Source organism: Bacillus sp. GW821-FHT11D08 (genome assembly GCF_058808515.1).
Window position 1 is genome coordinate 172599 of the sequence record NZ_JBXARS010000009.1, and the last position, 25420, is coordinate 198018.

General features: G+C 46.4%; 28 protein-coding genes and 1 riboswitch. Of the genes, 13 read left to right on the forward strand and 15 right to left on the reverse strand.

The window, feature by feature from the left end:
• Positions 1–10: 10 nt before the first annotated feature.
• The 8 genes from AC1RRX_RS17480 to AC1RRX_RS17515 all read right to left on the reverse strand — a co-directional run bounded on the left by AC1RRX_RS17480 (position 11) and on the right by AC1RRX_RS17515 (position 6440).
• Positions 11–1147 (reverse strand): zinc-dependent alcohol dehydrogenase, encoded by a 1137-nt coding sequence (locus AC1RRX_RS17480; protein WP_119001715.1) that lies wholly within the window; start codon positions 1145–1147, stop codon positions 11–13.
• Between the two features lie 18 nt (positions 1148–1165).
• A complete protein-coding gene (locus AC1RRX_RS17485; RefSeq protein ID WP_015416918.1) occupies positions 1166–1534 on the reverse strand; it encodes a spore coat protein in 369 nt (122 codons plus the stop codon).
• A 17-nt stretch (positions 1535–1551) separates the two neighbouring features.
• Positions 1552–1797: a hypothetical protein gene (locus tag AC1RRX_RS17490; RefSeq protein WP_007409324.1), complete on the reverse strand. Its 246-nt coding sequence runs from the start codon at positions 1795–1797 to the stop codon at positions 1552–1554.
• 134 nt (positions 1798–1931) lie between these two features.
• A complete protein-coding gene (locus AC1RRX_RS17495) occupies positions 1932–2075 on the reverse strand; it encodes a hypothetical protein (RefSeq protein WP_157680796.1) in 144 nt (47 codons plus the stop codon).
• A 107-nt stretch (positions 2076–2182) separates the two neighbouring features.
• Positions 2183–2905 (reverse strand): gamma-glutamyl-gamma-aminobutyrate hydrolase family protein, encoded by a 723-nt coding sequence (locus tag AC1RRX_RS17500; RefSeq protein WP_119001716.1) that lies wholly within the window; start codon positions 2903–2905, stop codon positions 2183–2185.
• Between the two features lie 125 nt (positions 2906–3030).
• Positions 3031–4662 (reverse strand): ribosomal protection-like ABC-F family protein, encoded by a 1632-nt coding sequence (abc-f, locus tag AC1RRX_RS17505; protein ID WP_020955403.1) that lies wholly within the window; start codon positions 4660–4662, stop codon positions 3031–3033.
• A 277-nt stretch (positions 4663–4939) separates the two neighbouring features.
• Entirely contained in the window at positions 4940–5467 is a 528-nt protein-coding gene (locus AC1RRX_RS17510) for a GNAT family N-acetyltransferase (protein ID WP_144464936.1), read from the reverse strand.
• Positions 5468–5582: 115 nt separating this feature from the next.
• Positions 5583–6440: a YitT family protein gene (locus tag AC1RRX_RS17515; RefSeq protein ID WP_003156057.1), complete on the reverse strand. Its 858-nt coding sequence runs from the start codon at positions 6438–6440 to the stop codon at positions 5583–5585.
• A gap of 282 nt (positions 6441–6722) precedes the next feature.
• Between AC1RRX_RS17515 and AC1RRX_RS17520 the strand changes: the two genes are divergently transcribed.
• Entirely contained in the window at positions 6723–7856 is a 1134-nt protein-coding gene (locus AC1RRX_RS17520) for a glycerol dehydrogenase (RefSeq protein WP_015239268.1), read from the forward strand.
• Positions 7857–8001: 145 nt separating this feature from the next.
• Positions 8002–9213, forward strand: coding sequence for a Bcr/CflA family efflux MFS transporter (locus AC1RRX_RS17525; RefSeq protein WP_015239269.1), 1212 nt, complete (start codon positions 8002–8004; stop codon positions 9211–9213).
• 28 nt (positions 9214–9241) lie between these two features.
• Here the strand turns inward: AC1RRX_RS17525 and fabF are convergent, their stop codons facing one another.
• Positions 9242–10477, reverse strand: coding sequence for a beta-ketoacyl-ACP synthase II (gene fabF, locus AC1RRX_RS17530; protein WP_015239270.1), 1236 nt, complete (start codon positions 10475–10477; stop codon positions 9242–9244).
• Positions 10478–10585: 108 nt separating this feature from the next.
• On the opposite strand from fabF, the gene AC1RRX_RS17535 reads away from it, so the two are divergent.
• Complete coding sequence (locus tag AC1RRX_RS17535) at positions 10586–11425, forward strand: helix-turn-helix transcriptional regulator (protein ID WP_007409314.1); 840 nt, start codon at positions 10586–10588, stop codon at positions 11423–11425.
• A 41-nt stretch (positions 11426–11466) separates the two neighbouring features.
• On the opposite strand, the gene AC1RRX_RS17540 is transcribed toward AC1RRX_RS17535, so the two are convergent.
• Together AC1RRX_RS17540 and AC1RRX_RS17545 are read right to left on the reverse strand one after the other, a co-directional pair.
• Positions 11467–12210, reverse strand: coding sequence for a sulfite exporter TauE/SafE family protein (locus AC1RRX_RS17540; protein ID WP_015416927.1), 744 nt, complete (start codon positions 12208–12210; stop codon positions 11467–11469).
• A 157-nt stretch (positions 12211–12367) separates the two neighbouring features.
• Positions 12368–12826: a GNAT family N-acetyltransferase gene (locus AC1RRX_RS17545; protein WP_015239272.1), complete on the reverse strand. Its 459-nt coding sequence runs from the start codon at positions 12824–12826 to the stop codon at positions 12368–12370.
• Between the two features lie 131 nt (positions 12827–12957).
• Here AC1RRX_RS17545 and AC1RRX_RS17550 point away from each other — a divergent pair, with 131 nt between their 5' ends.
• The 4 genes from AC1RRX_RS17550 to AC1RRX_RS17565 all read left to right on the forward strand — a co-directional run bounded on the left by AC1RRX_RS17550 (position 12958) and on the right by AC1RRX_RS17565 (position 16477).
• Positions 12958–13779: a MerR family transcriptional regulator gene (locus tag AC1RRX_RS17550; RefSeq protein ID WP_119001718.1), complete on the forward strand. Its 822-nt coding sequence runs from the start codon at positions 12958–12960 to the stop codon at positions 13777–13779.
• A 215-nt stretch (positions 13780–13994) separates the two neighbouring features.
• Positions 13995–14867 carry a DMT family transporter gene (locus tag AC1RRX_RS17555; protein ID WP_020953909.1) on the forward strand — a complete coding sequence of 291 codons (873 nt, stop codon included), beginning with the start codon at positions 13995–13997 and terminating at the stop codon, positions 14865–14867.
• A 174-nt stretch (positions 14868–15041) separates the two neighbouring features.
• Positions 15042–15659 (forward strand): NUDIX hydrolase, encoded by a 618-nt coding sequence (locus AC1RRX_RS17560; RefSeq protein ID WP_007409309.1) that lies wholly within the window; start codon positions 15042–15044, stop codon positions 15657–15659.
• A gap of 35 nt (positions 15660–15694) precedes the next feature.
• Positions 15695–16477 carry a class I SAM-dependent methyltransferase gene (locus AC1RRX_RS17565; protein WP_061047205.1) on the forward strand — a complete coding sequence of 261 codons (783 nt, stop codon included), beginning with the start codon at positions 15695–15697 and terminating at the stop codon, positions 16475–16477.
• Positions 16478–16525: 48 nt separating this feature from the next.
• Here AC1RRX_RS17565 and AC1RRX_RS17570 read toward each other — a convergent pair whose 3' ends face one another.
• A complete protein-coding gene (locus AC1RRX_RS17570; protein ID WP_053104751.1) occupies positions 16526–17584 on the reverse strand; it encodes a tartrate dehydrogenase in 1059 nt (352 codons plus the stop codon).
• A 182-nt stretch (positions 17585–17766) separates the two neighbouring features.
• Here AC1RRX_RS17570 and AC1RRX_RS17575 point away from each other — a divergent pair, with 182 nt between their 5' ends.
• Positions 17767–18453: a GntR family transcriptional regulator gene (locus AC1RRX_RS17575; RefSeq protein WP_032870438.1), complete on the forward strand. Its 687-nt coding sequence runs from the start codon at positions 17767–17769 to the stop codon at positions 18451–18453.
• Positions 18454–18594: 141 nt separating this feature from the next.
• Positions 18595–19788 carry a macrolide family glycosyltransferase gene (locus AC1RRX_RS17580; RefSeq protein WP_007409305.1) on the forward strand — a complete coding sequence of 398 codons (1194 nt, stop codon included), beginning with the start codon at positions 18595–18597 and terminating at the stop codon, positions 19786–19788.
• A gap of 57 nt (positions 19789–19845) precedes the next feature.
• Here the strand turns inward: AC1RRX_RS17580 and AC1RRX_RS17585 are convergent, their stop codons facing one another.
• Positions 19846–20100 carry a hypothetical protein gene (locus tag AC1RRX_RS17585; RefSeq protein WP_007409304.1) on the reverse strand — a complete coding sequence of 85 codons (255 nt, stop codon included), beginning with the start codon at positions 20098–20100 and terminating at the stop codon, positions 19846–19848.
• Positions 20101–20329: 229 nt separating this feature from the next.
• Between AC1RRX_RS17585 and AC1RRX_RS17590 the strand changes: the two genes are divergently transcribed.
• Together AC1RRX_RS17590 and AC1RRX_RS17595 are read left to right on the forward strand one after the other, a co-directional pair.
• The gene (locus tag AC1RRX_RS17590; RefSeq protein ID WP_007409303.1) at positions 20330–20599 is read left to right on the forward strand and encodes a hypothetical protein; all 270 of its coding nucleotides are present in this window, start codon (positions 20330–20332) and stop codon (positions 20597–20599) included.
• 135 nt (positions 20600–20734) lie between these two features.
• Positions 20735–22093, forward strand: a complete 1359-nt coding sequence (locus AC1RRX_RS17595; protein ID WP_007409302.1) for a serine hydrolase — start codon at positions 20735–20737, stop codon at positions 22091–22093.
• A gap of 52 nt (positions 22094–22145) precedes the next feature.
• Here AC1RRX_RS17595 and AC1RRX_RS17600 read toward each other — a convergent pair whose 3' ends face one another.
• Positions 22146–22319, reverse strand: a complete 174-nt coding sequence (locus AC1RRX_RS17600) for a hypothetical protein (protein ID WP_007409301.1) — start codon at positions 22317–22319, stop codon at positions 22146–22148.
• A gap of 196 nt (positions 22320–22515) precedes the next feature.
• On the opposite strand from AC1RRX_RS17600, the gene AC1RRX_RS17605 reads away from it, so the two are divergent.
• Positions 22516–23082 carry a YdhK family protein gene (locus AC1RRX_RS17605; RefSeq protein ID WP_014417056.1) on the forward strand — a complete coding sequence of 189 codons (567 nt, stop codon included), beginning with the start codon at positions 22516–22518 and terminating at the stop codon, positions 23080–23082.
• A 51-nt stretch (positions 23083–23133) separates the two neighbouring features.
• On the opposite strand, the gene AC1RRX_RS17610 is transcribed toward AC1RRX_RS17605, so the two are convergent.
• Positions 23134–24294: an MFS transporter gene (locus AC1RRX_RS17610; RefSeq protein ID WP_007409299.1), complete on the reverse strand. Its 1161-nt coding sequence runs from the start codon at positions 24292–24294 to the stop codon at positions 23134–23136.
• Between the two features lie 53 nt (positions 24295–24347).
• Positions 24348–24447, reverse strand: a riboswitch (purine riboswitch).
• Positions 24448–24624: 177 nt separating this feature from the next.
• On the opposite strand from AC1RRX_RS17610, the gene AC1RRX_RS17615 reads away from it, so the two are divergent.
• Entirely contained in the window at positions 24625–25341 is a 717-nt protein-coding gene (locus AC1RRX_RS17615) for a GntR family transcriptional regulator (RefSeq protein ID WP_014417057.1), read from the forward strand.
• Positions 25342–25420 lie beyond the last annotated feature (79 nt).

Here is a 25420-nt window from a genome sequence, read left to right on the forward strand (position 1 = left end):
CCTCCGTTCTCTAAGGTTTGAGTACAACTTTTATGCAATCATCTGTTTTCGTGTCAAACATCTCATAGCCGTGCTTCGCTTCGCTGAGCGGAATGACATGGCTTACAACATCGCCCGGATCAATTTTGCCGGTTGACACCAGTTCAAACATATACGGCATATAGTGGATGACGGGAGCTTGTCCTGATCGGATATTGACGTTTCGCTGCATGATATCGCCAAGGGGAAACCCGTTGTATCTGCCGCCGTACACGCCCGTAATCTGGATCGTTCCGCCTTTTCGCACCGCTTGGGAGGCGATGACCAATGCGCTCATCGCTCCGCCTTGAAGTTTTAATCCGCTGGCGAGGAACTCAAGATCCGTCATTTTTCCGTCCATGCCGACGGCGTCAATGACAACATCGGCGCCGCCTTTGGTGATTTCCTTCAGGTAGCTGCCCGTATTTTCGTGGTCTTCGAAGTTCACGATTTCCACTTTATTCGTCCGTTTCGCATGCTGGAGACGGTAGTTGACATAGTCTACGGCTATTACGCGTTTCGCTCCCTTTAACCAGCAGAATTTTTGAGCGAAAAGGCCCACGGGCCCGCAGCCGAGAACGATAACTGTATCGCCTTCTTTTACGCCGGCATTGTCAACGCTCCAAAAGCCGGTTGTCATCGCATCGGAAATAACACTCAGTTTCTCATCCGGTTCTTCGCATGTTTCGGGAACTTTAAAATGGGTAAAGTTCGCAAATGGAACGCGCAAATACTCCGCCTGTCCTCCCGGATAGCCGCCGGCATTTCCTGAATAGCCGAAATAAGCGCCTATATCGCCGTTCTCATTTGATTGATCACATTGGCTTTCCAGGTGATTTTTACAATAAATGCATTCTCCGCAGGCGATATTAAAAGGAATAATGACGCGGTCGCCTTTTTTGACTTTCGTCACGCCGGGACCGGTTTCTTCCACGATGCCCATCGGTTCATGGCCGATGATGTAGTCTTCCTGCAAGTTCGGGATGAGTCCGTGGATTAAATGTAAATCTGATCCGCAAATTGCCGTACTTGTGACTTTTATAATCATGTCATCGTGTTTTTCAATCTTCGGATCAGGCACGTCTTTGACAACGACGTTTTTCACTCCTTGATACGTTACGGCCTTCATGCTGTAATACCTCCAGTGTTAGTGTTCATCAGGTGTGCGGTCAAACATCCCTTTTCTGTTCGTTTCAACGGGAAACAGATTCATATTTCCGACCATGAGGGTATTTTTCGCAGAGAGCTGATCCAATTTATACTGTTCGCTCAGATCATGCGGGTGAAACCACTTTTTGCTGACCATCAAGTCTGTTATCTCCTGATGCATCGTGATTCCCTGCATGAGCTGTTTGCGCAGCAAAGCTCTTACATCAGGTGAAGCGGTTTCTGTTAAAGCGACGGCGGTATTTCTGACGCCTTCTTTGGCGCGTATGAGAAAATCCATTGCGAATGTCATGTCCGCAAGTTCAGGGACATGTAATGAATTGATCGGATCTAAATGGTCATGATTCAATGATGCTTACCTTCCTTTCAATTGATGATCGAAGTCGGCCGGTTTTGAGGAACGGGAGCCTGAAACGTTGCCCGTTCATAAACCGCCTGCAGATCAGCCAGGTCTTGAGAGGCTTGCTGAACGTCTTTTTCCATTAACGTTTTCAGATCCTGATCAAACACAAGCCCTTGCATGAGCTTGGATTTCGCTACACAAAGCGTCTTGAAGTTAATGATTTCATGTAAGTCAAGCGACTCGTGAGCCGCTAATTCACGCTTTTCCATAATTATCTTTAAACCTCCTCTTCTCAATTACGTAATTAATTTCCCCTGAGAAAAGAGGTCTAGTCTTACAAATTTTGTTTATCAGAAAAAGCGGAGAGTCAAAAAAAAGAGGAAGCACAATCGCTTCCTCTTGTTCACATGGAATGGCTGTTGGTGTCATGAACATTTTTCTGATGCGCGGGCGGTTTTGCCGCGCGGGAGACGAGCCCGCTGAGCACGATGCCGATCAGTACGATGATCGTAAAATAGTTGGGGGATGCAGGGAGAAAAAACGGCATTGAGCATCACTCATTGTGATATCGAAGGCCATAAGCTGACACAAGGCAAAACACCGGAGAAACCGGAAGAATAAAATGAAAAAGCAGATCGTTATGATCTGCTTTTTTTATGTGCTGACCCCATCCATGAAAAGAGAAAAAAGCTTTTTCATGTCTTCATGTTTTTTTGTCAGCATTTCGGGATGCCATTGCACGCCGACGACAAATAATTCACCCGTCCGTTCAATCGCTTCAATGGCTCCGTCTTTCGCATAAGCCGCCACTTTAAACGAAGGCGCCGTCTCTTTTATGATCTGGTGATGGAATGAATTCACCCGCGCTGAATCGCCAAACAAGGTATGGAGACGTGTCCCTTTTTCAAAAGAAACATGATGGGTTTTTAACGGCGGATCTTTTTCTTGATCATGCTTAATGTCAGCAAACGAAGCGTGTGTCAGGTCTTGATATAAAGTTCCCCCGTAAGTGACGTTTAACATATGCATCCCCCGGCAGATGGCCAGAATCGGCTTTTCTAAAGCAACCGCCGTGAGAATCAGCTCCTTCTCGTAGGCGTCCCGATCAGGAAAGGTCTTTCTTAAAGCCTGTAAAGGTTCTTCGCCGTAAAACAGCGGGTCTATATCCTGACCGCCGGACAGAATGATCCCGTCAACATGAGAGACCTGTTCCTTTAAAAGCGCCGTCTCTTGAATCACCGGCAATATAAACGGCACACCGCCGGCCTCAGAAACAGACTGAATATAATCATTATTGACATATGCCCGATTATAACCCGGGAAAGGGCCGGATTGATCAGCCATAATGTTTCCCGTAATTCCAATGCGTTTGGCCATTCTTCGCCCCCCTGAACCATGCTCATAATTAATCTGAACGTAGGTTGTACAAATCAGTTTGAAATTATTCTTCATGATACGTGAGCTTTCCAAAACAAAACCCGTGACAGTCACGGGTTTTTCATTCATTTCAATTTCTTGATTTCTTCCGTCAGCTCTTTGAATTTTTGATCAAGCTCACGATATTGTTTATCAGCCGGAGTCATGAAGCTGAGTTTTCCGAGGACTTCCTGCCGTTCGGTCTCAAGCTTTAATCGCAGTTCTTCAGCATCGTCCCTGACGGAGGGAGATTCTTTCCATTGTTTTCGGACGCTGCCGTTTGAGATATCAAGCCGGATGTCCGTCGTCTTTTCGACAAAGTAACGATCATGAGATACGATGATGAGCGTTCCGTCGTATCGGGCCAAAGTGTCTTCAAGCTGCTCGCGTGACGGCAGATCAAGGTGGTTTGTCGGCTCATCCAGAATCAGCACATCTTTCTCCTCTAAAATAAACGCCATCAGTTTGCATTTGACCCGCTCTCCCATGCTCATCTTGCCGATGGGTTCCGTCCATTGCGCTGCGGTAAATCCTAAATGCTTCATGAGGGATTGAACATTTCCCCTTGCTTCGAACGTTTCTTTGTAAAAAAGCTGTTCGGGGGTTTTATCAAGCGGGAGGTCGAATACTTCCTGGGTTAAATATCCGACGTTTGCAGACGGAGATATCCATATGCTGCCGTCCTGTGCTTTTTCCTGACCGAGGATGACCTTCAATAATGTTGTTTTCCCGCTGCCGTTCGGGCCTGTAATCGCGATCTTTTCACCGTGCATCACAGTGAAATTCACGTTTTTGAAAAGCGTTCGTCCGTCATATGACTTTGCGGCATCCCTTACTTCTAAAAAACGCTTTCCCGCTTTTTTGCGGTGCTCAATGGAAAAACGGACTTCATACTCCGCTTCAACCGGTTCTGCTTTCGCTTTTTCAAGCTCTTTTTCAAGACGCTTCTGCTTTGATTTAATCTGGGCGTCCGTGCGTTTTGCTTTGACGCGATGGTATTCTTTAAAGCCTTCTATTTTCGTTGATTGGGCGTGGGCTTTTTTTGACCAGGCGCTCAGCTCGTTCATTTGAGCTTCAATCCGTCTGATCATATGCTGCTGATTCTCATATTCCCGCTGCTGTGTCAGCCTTCTCTGTTTTCGGACCTCCATATAGCTTGAATAATTCCCTTTATGTTCAATGAGTTTCTTTCCTTCGATGGCCCAGATTTTTGTCGCCGCTGCATCTATAAAAGCACGATCATGCGAAACAAAAATAATGGTGCCTTTGTAATTCTTGATCTGATTTAGCAGTATTTCTAAACTGTGCTGATCGAGGTGGTTCGTCGGCTCATCTAATAACAAAAGGCTGCTTGAGGAGGAGAAACCTTTGGCAAGACGGGCTTTCAATTTTTCTCCGCCGCTCAATTGCGAAAAGGCGCGTGCGGGCACGTTCCACTTTTCTAACAAGGCTGCCTCCGCAGGCTCCGGATGGCCGGAATCATAAGCTTCCGTTTCTTGTTCCACCATATATATGTTCACATCTTGCATCATCTGGATCTGTCCTTGTGCCGGCGCTTTTTGATTGCAGATCAATTGCAGCAATAACGATTTGCCGGCGCCGTTTTTACCGATAACGCCGATGATGTCACCTTGCTGAACGCTCGCGCTGATTTGTTCAAAAAGGGGAACGCTGTTGATTTCATAACTGATGCCGCTTATTTTTAACATTTCTTTCATATGTCAATCCCTCGCTTTAAAGGGAGGACCAAAAAAATCCTCCCAATTGATTTGGAAGGATTAGCCGTACCTGTGCATGATCAAATAAGCTATTTTCACATAGCTTTCGTATCGTATAGAAAATGGGCAGACTAATCCTATTTTTTCTGATTTGAAATATTTGATTTCAAACGGTCAAAATAAGATTAGTTAATCATTGTCCACCCATCATCCCTTCGTATTTGTTACAAACAGTGTAGCACACACTTATCTGTAAAAGCAAAGGGTATAAGCCTTTTTATTCCAGATTGGAGACTTCCCACTCTTCTTCTAAAACGGCATAATAATATTCGTCCCACCATTCATTATCATGGGGGATGCATTTTTTAAAAAATCCTTCCCGTCTCATCCCGATCTTTTCCATCACCCGGTGCGAAGCCATGTTTTCCGGCTGACATGTCGCAATGATCCGGTGTAATTTCATCTTGTTAAACCCGAATGCCAGCACGGCGCGCGCCGCCTCTGAAGCATATCCTTTGCCCTGGTATTCCGGGTGAAACACCCAGCCGATTTCATACGTATGATCGCCAAAATACTGAAAAAAAGCAATGTGGCCAATGACCGTTTTCTCATCCTTCAATAAAACGGGAAACTTCCCGGCATGTTCACCGCTGTTTTCAGTAACGAATTTCCTGGCATCTTCTTCAGTAAAGGCACCCTCTGGTATATATTTCATGACATTTGGATTTGAGGTGTACGCATAGACATCCTGCCAATCTTCCGGTTCAAATGTCCGAATTATGAGCCTGTCAGTTTTGATATTCATTTTTTATGTTCCTCCATCAAAAAGATTTCATCTACTACTTCGATTGAAAAATGTAAAAACCTTTGAGCGGGGAAGAGCCGAATAAAAAAAGCCTGCAGCTATACACTGCAGGCGGTTATTTTTCATTTGCGGCGGCGGGCAGGTTTGTAAACCCGAATTGCCCTCCGACAGCTTCTTTTACTTCATGAATAACGATAAATGATTTCGGATCAATTTTTTGAACATGTTTTTTGATTTTCAGCAATTCGTTCTTTTTAATGACAACATAGATAATGCGCTTGTCTTTGCTGCCGTAATAGCCGTATCCGTAAAAAATCGTCGCCGCGTTGCCGTACTCGGAGGTGATGGCTTTGGCGATTTCTTCGTATTGGTCAGACATAATGGTGAGAGCTTTTTTATTATGGAAACCCTCAATGACAATATCGACGATTTTGGCGCACAGATATACGAATATAAACGTATACAGCATATGATTGATGCCGATCGCTAAAACGGATGCGAAAATGATGACACAATCCATATAAAACATGCTTTTCGAGATGTTAAAGCCCTTTGTGTAATTTAATAAATACGCCAACAGCGTGGTCCCGCCGGTAGATCCGTCAGCGATAAAGATCAATGCCAGCCCCGCTCCCATCAGCAGAGCGCCGAATACAATCCCGAGCACCATATCGTGCACGCCGAACGGAATAAAGCTGACGATGCTGAGAAAAACAGAAGTCATTCCCGTACCGAGTATCGTGTATAAAATCGTTTTTTTCGTTAAAAATTTATAAGCCAGCCCGATAAAAATCAAATTTACAACCAGAGTCGTAATACTTGCAGGTATATGGAAAAGATAATATAACACGAGAGCGATTCCCACGGTGCTGCCGTCCCCTAAATGATTCGGGATGACGAAAAATTCCACGGACGCCGCAATAAGAAAGGCTCCGGCCATAATCATCAGTATATCCTTGCAAATGTTCTTCATGTGCAAACCTCCTCTGCAGTCAAAAATATATAAAAAACAAAAACGCCTCAAAAATTATCCAGCAGAACTAAATAATTTTTAAGACGAATCATTCACAATCTCGTTTGTTCATTCAGTAAAGAATGATCAGCTTCAATATCGAAGATTATATAGACACCTTCACATCTTGTCAATGCCGTGAAAATTGATTTTTCTGCAGTGTATATGAGGTTTAAATCAATTTAAAACGAGGAATGATATCAGAAGAGTTTTCATTTCTGCTCTATCAATAAGAGAAATGTAATGAGAGACAACGAAGAAGGGATGATGACATTGGAACGAATTTTTATCAGTCCGGCCAAATACGTGCAGGGAAAAAACGCCATTAAAACGATCGGCGGACATCTGGAGGGCGTTGGTGAAAAAGCCGTCGTCATTGCGGACAAAACCGTATGGGATATCGCGGGCCACAAGGTGACGGCTGAATTAAAGAAAAGCAATATCTCTTCTGAAGAGGCGGTTTTCAACGGCGAAGCCTCCCAGGAAGAAATGAAAAGAATTGCCGGCATCGCAGAAAAAGCAGGCGCGACTATTGTCATCGGAGTCGGCGGCGGTAAAACGCTTGATACGGCCAAAGCCGTATCAGATGAAATAAACGGCTATACCGTTATCGTGCCGACGGCCGCTTCAACGGATGCTCCGACAAGCGGGCTGTCTGTCGTGTATTCTGAACAAGGCGCGTTCGAAAACTATCGTTTCTATCATAAGAATCCTGACCTGGTTCTGGTCGATACGAAAATCGTCGCGGAAGCTCCGCCGCGCTTTTTAGCATCAGGGATTGCCGATGCAATGGCGACGTGGATAGAGGCGCGCAGTGTCATCGCCAATGGCGGTAAAACGATGGCAGGCGGAATTCCGACAATCGCCGGAGAGGCTATCGCGGAAAAATGTGAAGCGGTATTATTCAAATACGGCCGTCTCGCTTATGAGTCTGTGAAAGCGAAAGCCGTTACGCCCGCATTGGAAGCGGTGGTTGAAGCCAATACACTTCTGAGCGGACTGGGATTTGAAAGCGGCGGCTTAGCTGCGGCACATGCCATTCATAACGGATTTACCGCGCTTGAAGGTGAAATCCATCACTTGACCCACGGTGAAAAAGTGGCATTCGGCACGCTCGTTCAATTGGCCCTGGAAAAACGTTCGCTTGAGGAAATTGAGCGGTATATCGCGTTTTATATCAGCTTGGGGCTGCCTGTCACACTTGAAGACATCAAATTGAAAGACGCATCTAAAGAGGACATTATGAAAGTGGCAGAAGCCGCGACGATTGAAGAAGAAACGATTCATGCCGCTTTTGACGTGACGGCTGACGACGTGGCGGATGCCATTATAGCGGCTGATCAATACGCAAAAGCATTTAAAGAAAAACACGCGTAAAACCTTTTACCGCGTGACCCGGACCCAAGGGCTGTTACAGCCCTTGGTTTTTTTATGCCCTTTGAAAACTTTTAAAAATAAAGAAAAAATTATGATACAATATACAAATGTTTTGAGAGATTGACAAAGGAAAGGTGGGAACGATATGCTGCATAATCCGACCGGTAAGGAGCGGCTTGCGCTGGCTTTTCTTCTCGGAATGCTTGCGATACTGGGGCCGCTCAATATAGATATGTATCTGCCGAGTTTCCCTGAAATCGCTGAAGATTTAAGCGCCCGCGCATCGCTTGTCCAGCTCAGTTTAACCGCATGTCTGATCGGACTGACAATCGGACAGGTTGTTGTCGGCCCGTTAAGTGACGCGAAGGGAAGAAGAAAACCGTTATTACTATGTATTTTTTTATTTGCGTTGTTTTCTCTGTTTTGCGCACTTGCACCGAACATTACTACATTAGTGATTGCCCGTTTTCTTCAAGGATTCACCGCTTCGGCAGGACTCGTTTTATCCCGTGCAATCGTCAGAGATGTGTTTTCGGGAAGAGAGCTTTCTAAATTTTTCTCGCTGCTGATGGTCATTACCGCCGTCGCGCCGATGGTGGCGCCGATGACGGGAGGCGCGATATTACTGCTTCCGTTTGCATCATGGCATACCATTTTTCTCTTTTTAACCTTTATCGGGTTTTTGCTTGTTCTCATCATTGCGCTCAAGCTGACAGAAACCCTGCCGCCGGAAAAGCGGATTCCGAGCTCCATCGGAAATTCCGTGCGGACAATGGGAAGCCTGCTTAAGGATCGGTCATTTATCGGTTATGCGCTGACGGTCGGTTTTATTCACGGCGGGAGCTTTGCGTATGTCTCCGGAACGCCTTTTGTGTATCAGGATATTTACGGAGTATCGCCTCAGGTATTCAGTGTTTTATTCGGCATAAACGGTCTGGCGATCATTACCGGAAGCTTTATCATCGGGCGTTTCGGCGGGATCATTCACGAAAAAAGCCTGTTGAGAATCGGCGTGATTACAGCGATGACGGCGACTGCCGTTCTGCTCGTCATGACGATCATTCACGGACCGCTGGCGGCACTGGTGATTTCAATTTTTATTTATATGATTACGATCGGCATGACGCTGACAAGCACCTTTACATTGGCGATGGAAAAGCAGGGACACCGCGCGGGAAGCGCAAGCGCACTGCTTGGCATGCTTCCGCTTCTTCTCGGTTCCATCGTGTCGCCGCTTGTGGGGATGAATGAAGCGACGGCCGTCCCGATGGGGGCAATTATGTTCACGACATCCGTTATCGGTTCCATCGCTTTTTTCGCCTTAACAACAAAACCGGAGAAAGCAAAAAAGGAGTGAAATGATTCACTCCTTTTTTTGATGCCCGTTATTCATATTTCTTCAGCACGATCGCCGAATTATGCCCGCCAAAGCCGAATGAGTTGGAAAGGCCGATCGTTAACGATTGATGGCGGGGCCCGTCTGCTACATAGTCCAAATCACATGCCGAATCAGGGTGCTGCAGATTGATCGTCGGCGGGATGATGCCGTGTCTCAGGCTTTCTGTCAGAGCGATGGCTTCAACGCCGCCTGCCGCGCCAAGCATGTGGCCGAGCATTGATTTGTTGGCCGTAACCGGAATATCATACGCAAGCTCCCCGAATAATGTCTTGATGGCCAATGTTTCAGAAAGATCTCCGGCTTTTGTGCTTGTCGCATGAGCGCTTACGACATCAATGTCTTCCGCTGAAACGTTCGCCTTTTTCAAAGCGTTTTTCATCGCCAGGTATGCGCCCGTTCCTTCCGGATGGGAGGCCACCATATGATAGGCGTCAGAGCTCGCACCGTAGCCGAGCACCTCACAAAGGATCGGGGCATTTCTGCCGATTGCGCTATCCAATGATTCCAATACTAAGATGCCCGCGCCTTCACTCATGACAAATCCATCGCGATCCGCGTCAAACGGCCGGCTTGCCGCGGCGGGGTCTTCGTTTCTCGCTGACAGCGCGTGGGCATTGCCGAAGCTGGCTAATGACAAATTCGTAATCGCCGCTTCCGCTCCCCCGGCAAACATGATATCTGCGTCATCATTCCGAATGGCGTTGAATGCTTCCCCGATCGACGTATTGCCGATGGAACACGCGGTGACGGGAGAAAGTGAGGGGCCGAGCGCGCCTAATCTGATGCTGATTTGAGCGGCGGCCGCATTTGAGATCATCATGGGGACAAGGCTTGGGCTCACTTTTCGCGCTCCCCGTTCATTTAAAGTATGAACGTTATCAATCAAAGTCGTGATGCCGCCGATTCCCGAGCCGACGTACACGCCGAGGCGTTCACGGTCAATCTGATCGAGCTGAATCCCGGAGCTTTCAAGCGCCTGTTCCGCTGCCGCTAAAGCAAACTGGCTGAAACGGTCAAGCCGTCTCGCTTCTTTTCTGCCCCATCTTTCTTCTGCGTCAAAATCACGGACAGTGCCGGCTATTTTTGTCTTGGAGCCGGAGACATCAAACGAATCGATGAAAGAGATTCCCGATTTTCCTTCCGTCAGGTGTTTCCAAAATGTATGCACATCATTGCCGAGAGGTGAAATCACTCCCATTCCGGTGATCACAACTCTTTTCATGGTCATTCCTCCTTCGGTATGTATTTATTGTAACTCGCAATTATCCTATTACAAGTTGTTGATTATCCTAGTATAATAAATACCAGGGTAAGAGAGGAGAGATTCGGTATGATACCAGAAGGAAGATTGCAGGCGCTCTCAGAGTTTTTAAAAACGCAGCGGGCCAAAATTTCTCCGCAGATGGCCGGGCTGCCGATGGGTACACGGAGAAGAACGCCCGGACTCCGAAGAGAAGAGGTCGCGCAATTAGCCGGCGTAAGCACCACGTGGTATACGTGGCTGGAGCAGGGCAGAGACATTAAAGTGTCCGCAGCCGTATTGGACGCCGTTTCCGATGCGCTGCAGCTGAACAAAGATGAGAGAAATTATTTATACGCGCTTGCCATTGAGGAGGGCGTGAAGCAGCCGTTTGCTGCGGAGGAAGAAGCGGTTATCAGCCCGTCCCTTTCAAAAATCCTGCAGGAGCTCCGTTATTGTCCCACCATTATCTCGGACAGGCGGTGTCATATCGTAGGGTGGAACCAGGCTGCGGCGCACGTGTTTTTAGATTTTGAACAAATTCCTCCTGAAAAACGGAATCTCATAGAGCTATTGTTTTCCAGAAAAGAATTAAGAAGTTTAGCCGTGAACTGGGAGCACTTTGTGAAAGGATTCATCGCCATTTTCAGAACGTATTACGGCCAGTATGTAGCTGATACGTGGTATTCTCAGTTTATAGAAGAAATGGAGAAAACGTATTCGGAATTTCATACGCTGTGGAATGAGAGCGAAGTCAGCTCGGCACCCGAAGTATTAATTGAGTTCCGCCACGCGAAGGCGGGAAAAATGGTCTTTAACCTGACTTCATTTCAGGTTCAGGGCAACAGTGATCTGCGTTGCAGTGTGTATACGCCGGTAGATCATACCGAAACGGAAGCAAAGCTGAAAAAGCTCTTCGAAAACAGATGAAGAACAGAACAAAACGGGAGGCGGCCGCCTCCCGTTTCAGTTTAAAATAAAAGCATGAGACCGGCGATGGCCGGTGTTAAAAAGATGGCTGATTTCAGAATGACTTTCGGCACGAGGTTGGTGAATTTCGCTCCGACATATGCGCCGCACATCGTTCCGATCAGCACTTTGACCAACAGCATATAATCGACAAATCCTTCCGTCACATAACCGAGTCCTCCGCCGACCGCAAGCGGGATAATGACAAGCATGGTGGTGCCGACCGACTGGCGGATGGATAAGCGCAAAAGAATCATTAAGCCGATTTGGATGAAAGGGGCAGAGCCGATCCCGAACGTTCCGGACAAGATTCCTGCGATGACACCGAGTACAACGGCTTTCACCCAGATGTTCAGATTGCTTTGCTGTCCGGAATCTTCTTGTGTTTCTTTTACAATAAATAACCGGACTAAAATAAGCAGAGCAGATAAAAACAGCATGCCCGCCGTCAAGTAATGCAGCAAATCCGCGGGGATAAGGGAAGTAAGCCTTGCCCCGAAAAACGAACCGAATGCCGCAAAAACGCCGACGATGAGGCCGATTTTCATCTGAATATTGCCTTCACGGTAGTGGCTGAATGCCCCCGATAAACTTGTGAAAGCCATTCCGGCAAGGGAGGTGCCTAAAGCCGTATGAATCGGTACGTGAAACAGTATAGTTAAAAGTGCAATGACAAAACCGGCTCCCCCGGCACCGATAAACCCGAGAATAATCCCGAGAAGAAACATAACGAGTATAATAAGCACAATCTTCTCCTCCATTTAGATGCCTGATCACCATGTTCCGCTCCGCTGTATCAGGTTTTAATAATCGACCGTAGTCCGTCGACCGTCGTCTAATATCTTTATGTTACCTCAAATTTAAGGTATTGGCAAGAAGCCGAATTGCTTTTATACAGAGGGTTTACAGCTCTTTCACCATCACTTTTTCCCCGTTTGAGTCCAGCTCTCCATTGAATAAGAAGCCGAATTTTTGATAAAGCCGCAATGCGTGCACATTATCTTCAAACAGGCTTAAATAAATCCGTCTGCAATCATATATTTGAGTGAGATGACGGATTAGGGCATCAAGCAACAGCTTGCCCAATCCCCGTCCCTGATAGCGTTCATCAATAAAAAAACGGTCAAGCCACACTCTGCCGTTTTCATTTTCCTCATCATATTCCGGAAACCATCCGTACATGGCAAAGCCGACCAATTCCCCGTTAACATAAAGACCGGCCGGCTGATAATGCCGGCAATCCTCAGCATCTTGTAAGCACTCTTCCGCGGTTTCAATAAATGAAGTCTGGCTTTCACTTACATGAAGCGCCAGTATATCGGCACGGTTTTCTTCCGTGACTGTTCTGATTTCAATCGTCATACTTGATACTCCTCTTCCGCTTTTTTTGAGACGGTAAAGCTTTCATTGCGTAAGCCATTTGTGAATCAGCCTTCTCTCGGATACAATGATCATCATAAAGGATATGGTTACCGTATAGTCAAGGAGGCATTATGAGCGAAGACGTCAGAAAATACTTCACAACGGGTGAATTTGCAAAACTGTGCCACGTAAAAAAACAAACCCTGTTCCATTATGACGAGATCGGCTTGCTTTCTCCGGAAATCAAAAAAGCGAACGGATACAGATACTATTCCTATCATCAATTCGAACTGTTTCAGGTCATCGGTCTGTTTAAGGAGGTCGGCGTTCCCTTGAAGCAGATCAAACCGCTCTTAACAGACAAAACCCCTGAGGGTATCATCGCGCTTTTAAAAGAGAAATCTTCAGAAATCGAAAGCAAAATCAAAAAGCTGGAGCACCTGCAAAGGATGATTCGGACAAAGGTGAAGCTGACCGAACAAGCCTTGGAGACTGACTTTTCCTCCGTCTCATTGCAGCGATTAGATGAAGAGACACTTATGATAGGACGACCCGTACTCCATTTGCCAGAACGGCAATATACTGCCGCCATTTCCGAATTGATCCGCTATATGCGGGTACATGAGCTCGATCAGGGGCATCCGGTCGGCGGACTGTTTGCGCGGGAGCAGATTCTGAAAAAGGAATTCTACAACTACACCCATTTTTATATGAAGACAGAAGAAGGCATAGAGAATAGAGACCTCCATATCAAGCCGAAAGGGCTTTATGCCGTCGGGTACCAAATAGGGGATGAAGCGGAAGCAGCTTACCGCAGCATCATGCAGTTTATTGAAGAGTATGGGCTGGAAATGGGCGATTATGCATATGAAGAATATATGCTTGATGAGGTTGTGGCGGACGGGTTTGACAATCAGATCACAAGAATCCAGCTGCAAGTCCGCAATCCATAAAGCCGATGCCGCCGTTCATTTACGTCTTTTAACAAACCTTGTATAATGAGAAAAATCAGATTGCAATTGAGGTGAAAAACGATATGTTTCTAGCCCCCTTATTTGAACATGATGTACCGGCAGCACTTCTCCGCCCTTAATGGAGGAAAGTGACTGCGCTTCTCTCCGTTAGGGCATATGACGTGACCTAATATGATAACGGAGGGTGCATCAAATTGAAAAATACATTGTTCGGTTCGATTTATTTGGCATTGGCCGCCAGTATCTGGGGCGGTATGTATGTCGTTGTAAAAGTTGTGGTAGCGGTCATTCCGCCGCTTGAACTGGTATGGCTGAGATATGCGGTGGCGCTTCTTTCGCTTTTGATTCTCAGTTTATTTACACGCCAATCCTGGAAAGTTCATAAACGTGATTTATTACTGATCGCTGCGATCGGATTGATCGGCAACACGGTTTCGATCGTCACGCAGGAAATCGGCACGAAATTATCAACCGCGCAGATGGGTGCGATTATTACGGCATCCACTCCCGCATTTATGGTTGTATTTGCCCGGCTGATGTTGAAAGAACGGTTAACGCTGAAAAAAGGAATATCGACAGGGCTGGCGACGATCGGAGTATTGCTCATTGTGGGGAACGGAGATCTCAATATGTCGAGCCAGCTCGGCGGTCTCTCGCTTCTGGCTGCGGCGCTGACATGGGCTTTGATGTCCGTGCTGATGAAACGGGTTCCCGGCCATTACTCACCGCTTGTCGTCACAACGTATTCCATTTGCGTCGCATTTGTCATCCTGACCCCGTTTACAGCGGGCCCGCTTCGGGAGATTCCTTTGTCTCAGCTTGCCCGGCCTGAGATATGGGGCGGACTTTTATATCTGGGTGTGATCTCAACCGCCTGCGCGTTCATGCTTTGGAATCGCGGATTGCAATTACTGAATGCGGCAAGCGGCGGTCTGTTTTTCTTCTTTCAGCCGCTTTCCGGGACTTTGCTCGGCTGGCTGCTGCTGGGAGAGACGATCGGAGGAACCTTCTGGATCGGGGCGGCTCTTATTGTTTCAGGCGTCGTTCTCGTCATGATAGAAAAATAGAAAATGAAAAAAAGCCATTCAGCAAATGAATGGCTTTTTTCTGATTTCCGGCAGGATTCGCTCCTCCATACACAGAAAACAAGGAGCAGAAACGGATCATGGGCACCGGTACTCTCAAGGTGCAATATCCTGACTCTTGGGGTTTCGTCAATTAACATAACGGGCGGTGAAAAAATGGAGCCAAAATGGCTTGAATGGGCAAAACAGCTTCAATCCGCGGCGCAAGCGGGGCTGGCTTATTCCAAAGACATATATGATATTGAGAGATTTGAAGAAATAAGAAAAATAAGCGTGGATATCATGGCGCATCATACCGGTACCGACAAAAGGATCATCAAAGACGTATTCGCCGGTGACACGGGCTATCCCACTCCGAAAGTTGATATCAGAGCGGCAGTTTTTAAAGATCAGAGCATATTAATGGTAAGAGAGAAAAGCGACGGCAGATGGGCGCTGCCGGGCGGATGGGCTGATATCGGGATTTCTCCGGGCGAGACCGCTGTCAAAGAAGTAAAAGAGGAATCAGGAATCGAAGTAAAGCCCGTTAAACTGTTAGCTGTAATGGATAAGAAATGCCATTCCCATCCGCCGTCCGCCGCCCACGTTTACAAAGTGTTTATCAAATGCGAGATCATCGGCGGCCGGATCAGGGAGGGAACAGAAACAAGCGCCGCCGGTTTTTTTGCGGAAACGGAACTGCCGCCGCTATCTGAAGCCCGCAATACAGAAAGTCAGATTGAAAAGATGTTTGCGTATCTCAAACATCCGGACGAACCCGTTTATTTTGATTAAGGCAGCAATCAGAAAGAAAAGGGGGCCCGAGTATAATGGAGGATTCAATTAAACAGCAGGCGCAGCGGCAATTTGCCAAAAACACCGCGAAATATGTGACTAGTCCAGGACACGCCGCAGGAGAGGATTTGGCGTATCTCGTTTCAGCCTCCGGTGCCGAAAAGCATATGGACGTGCTGGATATCGCGACGGGAGGCGGACATACGGCTAACGCTCTCGCTCCTCTCGTACGCTCTGTTATCGCCTATGACCTCACGGAAGAAATGTTAGCAGCCGCTGAAGCATTTATAACCGGAAACGGATGGACGAACGTGTCATTCGAAAAAGGCGATGCTGAAAAGATGCCGTTTTCCGATGCTGCTTTCGATATCGTCACATGCAGAATCGCAGCGCATCATTTTCCCGATGTCAGAGCCTTTGTTCATGAAGCGTTTCGGGTTGTCAAACCGGGCGGCAGACTGCTTCTCATTGACAATACCGCACCTGAAAAGGATGAATATGACCATTTTTATAATGACATTGAAAAGAAACGGGATCAGAGCCACTTTCGGGCGTGGAAAAAAACAGAATGGCTCCGTTTTCTGGAGACAGCCGGCTTCCGGATTGAATCCGCTGTCTGCTTTTTGAAACCATTTCAATTTACCGTCTGGTGTGAACGGGCAGGCCTGACTGAAGAGAAAGCCGCATTACTGGAAAAACAGATGCTGGATGCTCCTCGTGATATACAGCGGTTTTTTTCTGTAGAAAAGGATCAATCAGGCCGTATTGCGGGCTTCACAGGTGAATCGGCCTGTTTCTGCGTGATCCGTCCCGTCTGAGACGAAAAAAACCGCTGTGCAGTTTTCCTGCCCGCGGTTTTTTTCGTATTATCTGTTCTTGATTTGAGAAATAATAGCGGAAGTGACATCTTCCGTTGAATGTTTTCCGCCGACATCAGGAGTCAGAATGCCGCTGTTTGTGACCGTTTCAATAGATTGTAAGAGGAGATGACCCAGTTCCTCTTCTCCGAATGAATCGAGCATTAATTTCGCCGTCCATATTTGGCCTATAGGATTGGCAATTCCTTTCCTGACAATATCCGGGGCGGAGCCGTGAACAGGCTCAAACATGGAAGGATATTTGCCGTTTACATTGATGTTGGCTGCGGGAGCGATTCCGATGCTTCCCATAATCGCCGCGCCGATATCTGTCAGCACATCTCCGAACAGATTCGAAGCGACAATGACATCAAAGCGTTCCGGCTGCGTGACGAAGAAGGCCGCCAGTGCATCGATGTGCTGGGAATCCGTCTCAATCCCGGCGTACTCCCGGCTGACCTCTTTAAAGATGTCATCCCAGAACGGCATCGAGTGAACAATACCGTTTGATTTCGTCGCGCTTGTGACGTGTTTCCGCCGACTTGCCGCCAGTTCGAAAGCATACCGCATCACTCTTTCCGTACCCCGGCGGGAAAAGACCGCGTTTTGTATGGCGATTTCGTCCTCACCCTGATAGATTCTGCCGCCGACAGAGCTGTACTCGCCCTCACTGTTTTCGCGGACGACTATCAGATCAAAATCTTTCGGGTTAACGAGGGGGGAAGTGATTCCCGGCAGGAGCTTCGCCGGCCGCACATTAATCACCTGTTCAAATTCCCGGCGTATCTTGATGAGCAGCCCCCACAGCGAAACATGATCGGGGACGAGTTTTTGATTCCCCACCGCTCCCAAAAACAAAGCATCAAAGTGCTGTAACCTTTCTAATCCATCATCCGGCATCATAGTCCCGTGCTCCAAATAATACTCGCAGCTCCACGGAAAAGAAGTGAAATCAAAGACAATGCCTCCATGTAATTCGGCGATCGCGTTCAACACCCGCTCCGCTTGAGGGACTGTTTCTTTCCCCACACCGTCCCCCGGTATGCTGGCAATCTTGTATGTTTTCATGTTTCCGTCACCTCTGAATGAATTGTTTTCGGTTTACGGCAGACCGTCGACCGTCGTTCATCATAATTCCATATTACGCCACATCCGATATGCTGACAAGCTCGGGAATGTTGCTTCCATAGATAAACTGTTATATGATCTTGGTAACAATAAGGCCTAAATTGTATGAAGAGGTAGGAAAGATGGATAATTTTAAATTAGATAAGCCAATCCCGTATTATCTGCAATTTTATTCCCAATTGAAAAAAATGATATTTGACGGGATTTTTAAACCGGGTGAACGGCTGAATGAGACTCAGCTGGCCAAGGATTTCGGAGTCAGCCGGTCGCCGGTCAGAGAAGCCATGCGGCTCCTTGAAAAGGACGGGCTTCTGACGGCAGACGATCGAAACGGCTTTGTCATTTATTCTTTGTCCGTTAAGGATGTTGAAGAGATTTATAAAATCAGAATGTCACTTGAATCACTGGCGGTCGAACTGGTTATTGATGAAGCGGCTGAGAGTGAAATTGACCTCATTGAAAAACAGCTGCGGGAGACGGAAGAAGCCGTCAATAAAGGCGTCAAAGAGACTGAGATTATTTCCTTAAACGAGTCGTTTCATCGGCTCCTTGTGGATTTCAGCCGCAACAGCCGGCTGGCCATGCTGCTTGAGCATGTCAATGTGCTGATTCATTTTTGCAGAGTTCTTAATTTTAAAGGAGATGACCGTGCGGAAGTTATTCTGCATGAGCACCGGAAAGTCTTTGAAGAAATAAAAAAGGGCGACAAAACAAAAGCCGTGCAATATATGACGGAGCATCTCAAGCATGATGAAGAACATCTGAAAGGCGTGCTGAGAGCGGAAGAAACAGACGAATCATCACGATAGACAAGGCGAAATGCCTTGTCTTTTTTTTGCCGATGTCATCGAACCGTCATAAAGACCTGACGGATGTTCCTTGCATGATTTTTTCCGCGTCATTTATGATGGATATGGAAGAGACGCAAAAAAGGCAAAGGAGATTGAAAAATGGCGAAACATATTCTGATGATCAATTTTCCTGCAGAAGGACACGTAAACCCGACTTTGGGTATGACAAAGGCCTTCAGCGAACGGGGCGATCACGTTCATTATATCTCAACGGAAAAATACAAAAGCAGACTGGAAGGAGTAGGGGCGAAAGTTCATCTTCACAGCGATCTGCTCAGAATGACACCCATTGATCCCGGCAGTCCGTCCGGCATACTTGCATTTTTAAAGGTTCATATCAAAACGTCACTGGAGATTTTACATATTGTGCAGCGGCTTGCAGAGGACATTCAATTCGACGCCGTCTATTATGATAAATTCGGTGCGGGAGAGCTGGTGCGGGACTATCTCAACATTCCCGGCATCTCTTCTTCAGCATCCTTCCTGTTCAATGAAGACCGTCTGAAAATACTGCCGCTCCACCCGGAATCGGGCGTGCCGTTTCAGCCGGACAGGGAATGTGAAGAGCTGTTGGCCGAGATGAAAGACAAATACGGTGTCGCCCCTGACAGCATGGTTCAATTTATGAACAACACAGGTGAATTGAACGTCGTCTATACAAGCAGATATTTTCAGCCCGAAAGTGAGACATTCGGAGATGAGTATTTATTTATCGGTCCGAGTTTTCCGAAGAGAAAAGGGCGCGTCGACTTCCCGATTGACGCATTAAAGAATGAAAAAGTCATTTATATCTCAATGGGAACGGTGCTCGGGGACACGGAAGCGTTTTTCAATCTGTGCATAGACGCGTTCTCAGATTTTGAAGGAAAAGTAGTCATTGCCGCCGGGGAAAAAGCCGATCTGTCGAAAATCAAACAGGCGCCGGAAAACTTTATCATCGCCCCGTACGTGCCGCAGCTTGAAGTGCTGGAGCAGGCCGACGTGTTTGTCACGCATGGCGGAATGAACAGTGTAAATGAAGGCATTCATTATCAAGTGCCGCTGGTCGTCATCCCGCACGATAAAGACCAGCCGATGGTTGCGCGCCGCCTGACTGAATTGGATGCAGGCTATACAGTGCAAAAAGATGAAGTAAGCGCTGAAAAGGTAAAGCTTGCCGCGGAAGAAGTGCTGCATAACGGAAAATACAAACAAGGCATTCAAGCCATTAATGAAAGCTTTAAAGAATGTACGGACATGAAGGATGTTCTCGCCCGGATCGACCGGTTTATTGAACAAAAACATGCTCAATAATACATGGAAAAAGCCTGTTTCCTCTGTCAAAGGGAAACAGGCTTTTTATAATGGCTTTTAGATGATGTGATGTTCTGCATTTGCAAGTTTCACAAGAGTCAAAAGAGATTCTGCCTCACGTGCGTCGAGTGTTTTTGCCAGACGGTCTTTTTCAAAGATCTGCTGGCCGAAGACATTCACTGACGCCTGGTCAACCGCCGTGTGCCAGTTCTTTTGTGAATGATTCTCAGAAAAAGAGAAAACGAACACGGTGAAGACCGCTATAAGCATCGCCATGACCCAAAATTTTTGCCGATTTCCTGCTGCTGACATAGGCCGCCTCCTAAACATTTTACTGGTATTAGATCATATATGAGCTGTTTTTAACAGAGTAAAGAAGTCATTATTTCATGTAGTCCAAATGAAACGGAGCACAGCCGAAAGCCCGCCGGTCAGGCCGATGAGCCAATTCATATTTTGTTCATATTTTATTAAAAGTTTATCCAAGTCTGTCCTTTACAGTAGATATAACCACAAAATGCTGCTGAAGGGGCCTTGAAAAATGCATATTCATATGATCAACAAAAACCAGTTTGAGAGTGACTTGGAGGCGGCCGGCTTCAGCCGTCAGGCAGATGATATTATCGGCAAAATGAAAGAGTACGTAACGGAATACGCGGCTTCATCCGAACGGTTCCTGATTGAAATTCAAACCGTCATGAACGAATACAAAGCCGTCGTCTGCGCGATGTTTTCGACCATGGAAATTGCCGGTGCAAATAAAGACGAGAAGCATGTTGAATTCGAAGCCTGCACAGTATTGTGTGAATAAAAGACATTTATCAAACCTCCGCGGCTGCCTGAACGGCAGTATACTGACTGTGTTTCGAGAAGGGGAAATATTGAAACTTCTAAAGCGGCCGTTCGTATAAAAGAGTAAATCAGCTTGTATATGGAGGTTCGTGAAATGAACGAAAAGAAAAAACAAGCGTTTGAACAGCTTTTCAGCACTTTAGACGAAAGACATGAAATAAACGGCGCTGTATTGGCAGCGGAAAACGGCCGCATCTTATACCAGGGTTCATTCGGCGCTGCAGAACTGAAAACAAAGAGGATGCTGAATGACCAATCGGTCTTTGAATTGGCCTCAGTATCGAAGCCGTTTACAGCTTTAGGCGTTATCATTTTAGAGCAGCAAGGGAAGCTGCGTTATGACGATATGATAGAGCGGTGGCTTCCTGATTTTCCTTATCCGGGCATTACCATTCGGCATTTACTCCATCATACGTCAGGATTGCCGGACTATATGGAGTTGTTCTTAACACATTGGGACCGGGACAGAATTGCCGTTAATCAAGATGTGATCAATATGCTCAAGCAGCATAAGCCGGATGCTTATTTCCCGCCGGGCAAGGAGTGGCTTTACAGTAATACGGGGTATGTGGTGTTAGCGGTTATTATAGAAATTGTATCAGGCATGAGTTTTGCTGAATTTATGAAACAAGCCGTATTTCATCCGCTTCGTATGCACGATACGCGGATTTATAACAGAAGGCTGAGTAAAGAAAACATTCCGAACTATGCATATGGCTATGTGTATGATGTTCATTCCGGAGAATATGTGCTGCCGGATGAACTTGAGGAAACTGATTATGTCGTCTTTCTTGACGGAATTCAAGGTGACGGAACCGTTAACTCCGCTATTAGAGATTTATATCTGTTTGATCAGGCTCTTTATACGGAAGAAATCATCGGCAAAGAGTCTAAAGATCAAGCGTTTACACCGGGCTATTGGAATGAAGAAGAGCAATTCGGATACGGATTTGGCTGGATGATTCAAAACAGCCCCCAAAAAGGGAAGGTTATCAGTCACGACGGAGGCTGGCCGGGCTATTCAACTCTGATGATCCGGTATATTGACCAGAATAAAACATTGATTTATCTCAGCAATATGGAACAATCGTATCAATTTGAACAAGCTGTGATTGCCGCGGCTGTAAACATCTTATTTGATCAGCCATACGTGATTCCGAAACGTCCGGCAGATCAGAAAAAAGCAGATATCGATCCTGCGATTTACAGCAGATTTACCGGCAATTACTCATTTCAGGATGACACACATGCATCGGTGGCGGTAAAAGAAAACCGATTGTATCTTACAATAGACGGGCAGACTCCATTCGAATTATTCCCAATGACGGAAACCCGTTATTTTGTCAGGGCGCTGCCGCTTGAAATTGAATTTGCAGGTGATAAAGCACAAACAGCCCCGCATTTCGTTTTATATCAGGACGGCACAGAAGAAACGGCTGTGCGGATAGACTGAGTGACATGCAAAACAAAACCGCCGTCCTGAGAAGACGGCGGTAATAGAAAAGTCAAACCCCTTTGATGACGCGAAATTTTCTTTTCGGCTCTGACATAAATATAGAAGAAAAAATCATAGCTCCGAGCATTGTGATGTATTCCATATAAAGCGAAACTTCTGCCAAAACCAACCCCGCAATCATTAAAACAGCGCCCAATACCACCGCAAAAACCTTCGTTTTCATGATGAGTTCCCCCTATTATCTGATAATTGAATTATACTGCATCTCCATTAATGTGTACATTTTGTGAACAATTTCACCTGATGAAAGGCAATAAAGAGAGAGTTGAAGAATTAGGAGAAATGACAGGCCATCTTTTTGTTTTACTGAAGAAACGAAAGGGAAAGTGAAAAATCAAAAAGGCAAAGGAGTTCTTGAAATGAAAGCGAGACTATTTTTATTCAGCATGTTTCTCCTGATCCCCGTTCTGGCGCTTGCCGGATGCAACAGCCAATCTTCAGGAGGAAGCGAAAAAGCGAAAGACAAAGAAACGCACTCTCACGAAGACATGAATCACTCAGGTTCATCCGAGGTGCCGAAAGGTTTAAAGAAGGCCGAAAATCCGACTTATAAAGTCGGCAGTGACGTTATGATTTTAGCTTCTCATATGAAAGGCATGAAAAATGCGCAAGGAACCGTAAAAGGTGCTTATGATACAACGGTTTACAGTGTATCTTACACTCCGGAAACGGGAGGAAAGCGCGTCGAAGATCATAAATGGGTCATTCAGGAAGAGCTGAAGGGCGCCGGTAATAAAACGTTAAAACCGGGTGACAAGGCCGTGATCGAGGCATCCCATATGAAAGGCATGAAGGGCGCCGAAGCCGTTATTGATTCAGCCAAAAAGACAACCGTTTATATGGTCGACTATACACCGACTGACGGCGGCCAAAAAGTAACCAATCATAAATGGGTGACAGAAGACGAGCTTGCTGCCGCAAAATAAAAAGACCGCAAAAGCCGAAGGAACTCCTTTGGCTTTTTTGCGGTCTCACATTTATGCGGATTTTCTTTTCAAGGCAGGTCTCGTTAAAGAGAATACAGCTAACGCGACAGCGATAATGACAATCAAACCGCCGCACCAGGCTGTTGCTGTGACAGAACCGGTTTGTCCGATCACGCCGCCGCCGATGGCTGACCCGAGCGCGATGCCGATCTGCAAAGCGGACGTGTTGAAGCTTTGCTGAATATCGGAAGACTCAGGCGCAATTTTGATTAAATAGCTTTGCTGCGCCGGCGCAAGGCTCCAGCTGAGCAATCCCCAGATCACCATCGCAGGCAGGAAAATGATTAAAGAAACCGTTGTCAGCGGAAGAATAAACAAGATCAGAGCGAAAGAAACGGTCACAAGCATGATGCTTTTAAATGCTCCTAAACGGTCATACAGCCAGCCTCCGAACGGGCCGCCGCATACCGCTGACAGACCGAACAAAAAGTAGCATACACTGACCCAAACGGAACTCAAATGAAGCGTTCTTTCCAAAAAAGGCGCAAAGTAGGCATAGAGTGTGTAATGCCCCGCCAATGTAAACAAGGTGACAAGATGTGCGCTGGCAATTTTGGCGGTCCCGATCGTCTTGATCTGCTCACGAAACGGAATCATTTTTTCAGCAGGTATTTTTTCAAAAAAGACGCTGATAATCAGCATGGAAACGAGAGATAATACGCCGATTCCCAAGAACAGAACGCGCCATCCGAAGGCATTGCTGATGATAATGCCGACAGGCACGCCTAAAGCGATTGCGGAGCTGAACCCCATGAAAATGATGCCGATCGCCCGCGCTCTGTATTCAGGCGCCACGATTTTAGGAGCAATCGTTAAAGAAAGGACGACAATCAGCCCTGTGCTCATGGAAGCGAGAACCCGTGACACCATAAGTACGGCGAAATTGGGACTGAAATAAGCCACCAGATTACTTAGGAAGAAAATAAACAGTGCGATTAAATAAAGCCGCTTTCGTTCAGCCTTTGCCGTCACTGCCAAAAGCAGCGGGCCGGATACCGCGTAACCGAGCGCAAACACGCTGATCAGCTGCCCCGCGCTGACGATAGATATATCTAAGTCGGAAGCGATTTGCGGAAGAATACCGCCCACAATTAATTCAACCAATCCGACTGCGATGGTAGATGCTGCAAGCAGAAATACTTTGAAATTCATGTACAGATACTCCTTTTTTATTTTTTAGAAAATAAAAAATCCTGATTACAAAAAGTGTACGGGACAATTTTTGTAATCAGGATTTTACGGTTCCTGGTAGACACCCTCAAACCATATCATTGAGGTTATACAATGTATGCAATATTCGGTTGTGTCCGTTTCTGCAAAAAATTCTACCATAATAGTGAGAGAGATTCCATAGAAAATTCGAGGAAATCCTTTCAATTTCAATATCGGCGGCTGTAACGTCATTGATGAAGCAGGGAAAAAAATTTATGATAACCGTAAGGAGTCTATACAGATCAAACATTATACAGCCGGAGGAAACCGATGAATAAGTACGAAAAAATCGCCAACGAAATGAGAAAGAGGATTAAAAGCAGTGTATATGACATAGATCAGCCGATCCCGGATGAAAAGACGCTCGCTGCGGAGTTCGGGTGCAGCCGGATGACGATGAAGCGGGCGCTTGATACACTTGCGGCTGAAGGAATGCTTTTCAGAAAAAGAGGGCACGGCACGTTTATCATTCAATCAGCCATGCAGGATGAGCACGTTCACGTAGTCAGCAACGAAATTCTCGGCCTGAGCAATTTGTTAAAAGGCAAAGATATCAAGAGCAAGGTCATCCGGTTTGAAGTGCAGTTTCCGTCTCAAGATGTCGCCGCACATTTGGCCATCGATGAAAAGACTCCCGTCTATTATGTAGTGAGGCTCAGAATTGTTGAAGGCGAACCGTACGTTCTTGAAAAAACGTACATGCCGGCGAGCCTTATACCCGGCATTAATGACGAGGTGCTCAACCATTCCATCTACGATCATATTACGCGGGAACTCCAGCTCAAAATCGCAGGCTCACACAGAAAAATCAGAGCGTGCAAGTCGGATGATATGGATCAGCAATATCTCGGCTGCCGGCCGGATGACCCGATACTTGAAGTCGAGCATGTAGGCTTTTTGGACAACGGCACTCCCTTTGAATATTCATTTTCCCGCCACCGTCATGACAAGTTTGTCGTCACCTCAGTCAATATAAAACGTTCATAAAAGCGCCGAAGAGTGAGAGAAAAACTCACTCTTTTTTTGTTGCCGCTGATTTACATCTTCGCTTCTTTTATGTTATATT